At 68.4% G+C, this 5,496-nt stretch carries 6 protein-coding genes; 2 read left to right on the top strand and 4 right to left on the bottom strand.

Going from position 1 to position 5,496, the window contains the following annotated elements; translation table 11 throughout:
- Nucleotides 1-420 precede the first annotated feature (420 nt).
- Nucleotides 421-666: an AbrB/MazE/SpoVT family DNA-binding domain-containing protein gene (locus FKP22_RS19640; RefSeq protein WP_141289395.1), complete on the top strand. Its 246-nt coding sequence runs from the start codon at nucleotides 421-423 to the stop codon at nucleotides 664-666.
- Nucleotides 663-1,079: a type II toxin-antitoxin system VapC family toxin gene (locus FKP22_RS19635; RefSeq protein ID WP_141289394.1), complete on the top strand. Its 417-nt coding sequence runs from the start codon at nucleotides 663-665 to the stop codon at nucleotides 1,077-1,079. The genes FKP22_RS19640 and FKP22_RS19635 overlap by 4 nt, the downstream gene beginning before the upstream one ends.
- A gap of 181 nt (nucleotides 1,080-1,260) precedes the next feature.
- On the opposite strand, the gene FKP22_RS19630 is transcribed toward FKP22_RS19635, so the two are convergent.
- The 4 genes from FKP22_RS19630 to FKP22_RS19615 all read right to left on the bottom strand — a co-directional run.
- On the bottom strand, nucleotides 1,261-2,874 hold the full coding sequence (locus FKP22_RS19630; RefSeq protein WP_141289393.1) for an inorganic phosphate transporter: 1,614 nt from the start codon (nucleotides 2,872-2,874) through the stop codon (nucleotides 1,261-1,263).
- Between the two features lie 86 nt (nucleotides 2,875-2,960).
- Nucleotides 2,961-3,995 (bottom strand): AAA family ATPase, encoded by a 1,035-nt coding sequence (locus FKP22_RS19625; RefSeq protein ID WP_141289392.1) that lies wholly within the window; start codon nucleotides 3,993-3,995, stop codon nucleotides 2,961-2,963.
- Nucleotides 3,992-4,579 (bottom strand): nicotinamide riboside transporter PnuC, encoded by a 588-nt coding sequence (gene pnuC, locus FKP22_RS19620; protein WP_141289391.1) that lies wholly within the window; start codon nucleotides 4,577-4,579, stop codon nucleotides 3,992-3,994. The genes FKP22_RS19625 and pnuC overlap by 4 nt, the downstream gene beginning before the upstream one ends.
- A partial coding sequence (locus tag FKP22_RS19615; RefSeq protein ID WP_141289390.1) for a phenylacetate--CoA ligase family protein occupies nucleotides 4,576-5,496 on the bottom strand: 921 nt, incomplete at its 5' end. The genes pnuC and FKP22_RS19615, both read right to left, overlap by 4 nt.

The following is a 5,496-nucleotide window of genomic DNA, read 5'->3' as shown; positions in this document are numbered from 1 at the left end:
GGCTGTTTGCCTCATCGCTCCCCTTGCCTGGTGACTGCCCATCTGCTGCTGGCCTGCTTGTACGGTATTGGCGGCGCATTTGCGCCATCCACCCCCTAATGCAGGCACCGTGCCAGCCCAGCGCGGCGGGGCACCAAACCGCTTTTCCCCGCTGGCGAGGCCAGCTGGCAGCCGCGCCGAACGGAAAACCGTCCGAGCCAGTCCGCAGCGCGAACGGATTCCCGTCCAGATAGCTTGAGCCGCCCAGCCCGGCCCACACGCAGGCCGCCAAATCTGCCCGTCCAGACTGGCGTTTGCGCAAGCCGAGGGTCCTGCCCAACGCACGGGCGCCCCGCGCTTGGCACTGGGCACCAGTCGCGAGCCACCATTGCCAGGTTGGACCGGCGCCGCTAGTATTACCGTGTAATACTTGGAGACGCAATGGCAGTCACGTCAGTCACCAGCAAAGGGCAGGTGACCATCCCGAAGGAACTGAGACAGCAGCTCGGCATTCGGCAGGGCAGCCGCATTGAGTTCTCGCTGGTCGGTGACCACGTCGAAATGCGGGTCCGGAGTTCGCCCTCCGGCGAGGCCGGCAGCGGGTTCGGCATGCTCAAGACCCGGCGCACGACCGTGCCGGCGGATCTCGATCCCGCCATGTTGATCAAGCGCGGACTCAAGCGATGATCGGCCTGGACACCAACGTCCTGGCCCGGTACTACATCGACGATGAGGCGGACGCCGAGGCGCAGCGCCAGCGCCTGGCAGCTCGGCGCCTCATCGAGTCCGGTCAGCCACTGATGGTGTGCAAGTCCGTGGTTCTCGAGCTTGAATGGGTCATGCGCGGTTACTACGGTTTCGACCACGCCGAGGTGGCCTCTGTCATGCGGCACCTGCTTGCGCAGGCTCACATCACCCTGGAAGACCGCGAGGCCATTGAGCAAGCGCTCTCCAACAGTGGGGCAGGCATTGATTTCGCTGACGCGCTGCACCACGCAAGCTACAAATCTTGCGAGAGCCTCGCAACATTCGATGATCGCAAGTTCGCCCGGCGAGCCAAGAAGCTCGGACTGGCACCTGCCGTGATGGTCCTGGCGTAGCGGACGGCCTGAAGCATCACGGCAAGTTCGCACCCTTGAGCATTCAGGGCCAGGTTCCGGCGTGATGCGTTTGGCAGAACGCACCTGTCAGGGCGCTCCCAGTTCTGGACAGCGAGGCCCAGGATGTTGCGGAGACGAACGCCCGCTCGGCGCTTGAGTCGATTGAGCTCTGCCGTGAGCTTCAGAACAGCTGCGTGAACAGCCAGTACAGCGAGCCGGACAGCACGATGGCCGCCGGCATCGTCAGCACCCAGGCCATCAGCAGGTTGCGGATGGTGGACCACTGCAGGCCGGAGCGGTTGGCGGCCATCGTGCCGGCCACGCCGGACGACAGCACGTGCGTGGTCGAGACCGGCAGGCCGTAGATGTCGGCCGCGCCAATCGTCAGCATCGCCACCAGTTCCGCCGACGCGCCCTGCGCATAGGTCAGGTGCGTCTTGCCGATCTTCTCGCCCACCGTCACGACGATGCGCTTCCAGCCCACCATCGTGCCCAGGCCCAGCGCGATGGCGACCGCCACCTTGACCCACAGCGGGATGAACTTGGTCGCGTCGTCGATGCCGCTCTTGAAGGCCTTCAGGTTGGCCTTGGACTGTGCGTCCAGCTTGCCCTCGCCGGACTTGTCCAGCAGGCGGATGGCTTCCGAGGTCAGGTACATGTCATTGCGCACATTGGCCACCGCAGCCGCAGGCACCTTGGCCAGCGAGCCGTGGGCCTGGACCTGCGCGCCGATGTTGCCGGCCATCTCGGCCAGTGCCGGCACGACTTCGGGCGTGTAGGCCTTGGTGCGCACGTAGTCACTGAGCACCTTGCGCGCGTCCGCTGGCACCACCAGCACTGCGTTGCCGGACAGCGATTGCTGCGTGACCTGGGCCATCGCGGTGAACTGCACCGTCTGCTCGACCGGCATCGCGCGGTTCAGCGCATAGGCCATCGGCACCGTGCCGACGAGGATCAGCATGATCAGGCCCATGCCCTTCTGGCCATCGTTCGAGCCGTGCGCAAACGACACGCCGGTGCAGGTCAGCACCAGCAGGCCGCGGATCCACCACGGCGGCGGCGTCTGGCCCTTGGGCTCTTCGTACAGCTCGCGCTTCTTGACCAGCGCGCGCAGCACCACCAGCAGCAGCGCCGCGCAACCGAAGCCCACCAGCGGCGACAGCAGCAGCGAATAGCCGACCTTGGTGGCCTGCGCCCAGTCCACGCCGCTGGTGCCGTCCCGGCCATGCATCAACGCATTGGCCACGCCCACGCCGATGATGGAGCCGATGAGGGTGTGCGACGACGAGGCTGGCAGCCCCAGCCACCAGGTGCCCAGGTTCCACAGGATGGCCGCGATCAGCAGCGCAAAGACCATCGCGAAGCCTGCCCCCGAACCAACCTGCAGGATCAGCTCCACCGGCAGCAGCGAAATGATGCCGAACGCCACCGCGCCGCTGGAGACCAGCACGCCCAGGAAGTTGAAGAAGCCCGACCAGACCACCGCCACGTTGGGCGGCAGCGAGTGGGTGTAGATGACCGTGGCGACCGCGTTGGCGGTGTCGTGGAAACCGTTGACGAACTCGAAGCCCAGCGCGATCAGCAGCGCCACGCCCAGCAGCAGGTAAGGCACCCAGGTCGTTGCCACTGCGCCCGCCTCGGTCACGTCGCGCGTCAGGCTGTAGCCGGTGAACAACAGCCCGGCGGCCAGCAAGCCGATGAAGACGATGGCCGTCACCGGTCCAGGTTTGTGGTCCAGGTGCGGCTTGGCACTGGGGGCCGCGGGCAGGCCGGCGTGCGTGGCGGATGTGGTCATGGGGTGGGCTCCAGGCTGCCGTGCAACAGAACCCGGTGAGGCTAGCGAGGCAATGTGGCAGCGGCGTGACGCCGCCGGCCCGGCGCTCAAGCCAGAGAAGCGAGGGCTGCATCCACCTGCTGCAGGCGCTGCGCGACGCTGCCGCTGGCGCGAAGCCACGGCCCCGACTGTTCGGCCAGGCGCGCCTCGTACCAGGCCTGCTGCTGCAGCCGGAAACCGGCCGGCTGGCGCGTGCCGTCCTGCTCGAAGGCAATGTCCGGCTCGCACAGCACCGTGAGCGCATAGCGGCGCCCGGCCAGCGCCTGCAGCGCTGACGGTTGCGCGCCGAACATCCAGCCGGCGTAGCCCAGCGTGGTCAGCGGCGAGGTGTCGCAGAACAGCAGGCGGTTGGCATGGCCCGCCGCCTCGTCTTCGCGCTCGACCTGGATGCGGCCGATGTCCAGCAAGTCCTGCAGCGCCAGCTCGCCGCCGCAGGCCAGCCAGCGTTCGCGGCCGTATTCGGGCACCCAGCGAGTCTCATGCCGCTCGGCCAGCGCCTGCGCCAGCATGGTCTTGCCGGTGGACTCGCCACCCAGCAACACCACGCGCTGCACGAAGTCCCGGTAGACCTGCGGGTGCAGCCACTCGCGGTGGGCATGCACGTCGGCGCGGATGCGCGTCGCGCTGATCGGTCGCGCACTGCGCGCCGGGTCCACAGAAACTGGCGCCACCGCATGGCCCAGCGCCTGACTGAGCACCGCCGCGCAGGGCTGCAGGTAGGCCTCGCTGGCGAACATCGCGTCGGGCCGCAGGTCCAGCGGGGCGGTGAGCAACCAGGCCAGGTAGGCCTGCTGCTGGGCATCGGCCGCGGCGTTGCCCGGCATGGGCTGGAACGGCAGGCCGCGCGCCTGGCAGCGGCGCTGCACGTCCTCGTCGTCGAGCTGGATGTTGAGCACTTGCGGAAAACGCCGCTGCAGCCAGCGCTCGCGCCGCGCCCGGTCGCACCCAGCCAGCACCGGCTCGCTGTAGCCCAGCACCAGCACCTGCTCGCAGCAGGCCAGCGCGTGCGCGATGACCAGTTCATGCCCGAGGTGCAGCGGCGAGAACTTGCCGACCACCAGGCCGAGTCGGAACCTCGTCATGCCAAAGCCGGCGCGCGATGCTGCAGCCGGTGCCAGCGCCACCAGCCGTACCAGGCGTTGAGCCAGAACAGCGTGTAGAGCCCAGCAGTGAGAAATAGCCCGCGGCTCAGGTACAGCGGCACCGACAGCGTGTTGACCACCAGCCAGGCGGGCCAGGTCTGGTGATGGCCGCGCATCAGCAGGACCTGCGCGATCACGCTGGTCACCAGCACGGCGGAATCCCAGAACGGCGCGTAAGCCTGCGTGAAGCGCTGCAGCAGCGCGCCATAGGCCAGCGCCACCACGAGACCGGCTAGCACCATGCCCAGCAGGCTGCGGCCTGCCAGCGCCTGCCGCTGCTGGGTGGCGGCAGGCCCGCCGGCGCGCTGCCATTGCCACCAGCCCGAAGCGCTGGTGGCGATGAAGAACAGCTGCAGCGTGAGGTCCGCATACAGCTGGTTCTGCCAGAACAGCCAGCCAAACAGCGCGCTGCCGATGATGCCAGTGGGCCAGGTGGCCACGCGGGCCTGCGCAGCCAGCAGCACCGACAGCGCGGTGACGAGGTTGGCCGCCCATTCCAGCGGCGAGAGGTCGGCAAGGTTCATCGGGATGGGGGTGAGAGTTCGCTGGTGTATTGACGCACCTTGTCCTCTGCTTGCAGCGGCAGGACGGTCAAGGGCCAGTCGCCGAGCAGACCGGCGATGGTGGGCGCCAGTTCGGGGCTTGTCGGGCCGGCCACACGCAGGCACAACCCGCCGTTGGCCGCCTGGTGAAGGGCGTAGCGCTGCAGGTCGAAGCGCCGCAGCGCCTGCGTCAGCTCGACGTTGTTGACCCACGCGCCGCTGCGTGCGAGGAAGCGCACCGGCGGGCGGCCCTGCAGGTCGCGCAGCGTGGGACCGAGGGTGGTCATGACCAGGCGCGCATGGTCGCCGGTGCGGTAGCGCAGCAGCGGCAGGCAGGGGTTGAAGCCACCGCTGAGCGTCACCTCGCCGAGCTCGCCCGGGGGCAGCGCGCGGCCGGCCTCGTCCAGGATCTCGACGAACAGCCGCGGTTGCAGCAGCACAAAGCCTTGCGCGGCTTGAACAAACGCAGCAATCGGCCCGGCCTCGTTCATCGAATAGACGTCCACCACCGGGCAGCCGAAGCGTGCGGCCAGGCGGTTCCGCTGCCCGTCGGACATGGCCATTGACGTGGACAGCAAGGCCTGCGGGCGGTGTTGCATGGCCAGCGTGGCGAGCTCGTCCAGCGACACCGGGTCGCCCGAGATCAGCTCAGGGGCCATCGCATCCAGGTAGGTCGCTCGGTCGGACGCGTGGTGCCATTCGCCCGGATGCAGGTTGATCTTCGCCAGCCCGCATTCGCCGCGCAGCGGGTTCACCGAGACATAGGTGAAGCAGCGCTGCTGGAAGCCGGCCAGCACCACGCCCACGTCGCCCTGCCCGGCCTGCAGCCGCACGCCATGCAGCGCCAATGCGCGCTCGTGCAGGGCTGCGTAGCTGGCCGCGGTGGCGGGCGTGGACGG

It is taken from the genome of Ideonella azotifigens, assembly GCF_006519715.1.
Classification (GTDB): Bacteria; Pseudomonadota; Gammaproteobacteria; order Burkholderiales; family Burkholderiaceae_C; genus Ideonella; species Ideonella azotifigens.
This window is presented reverse-complemented; position numbering and strand designations above follow the sequence as displayed.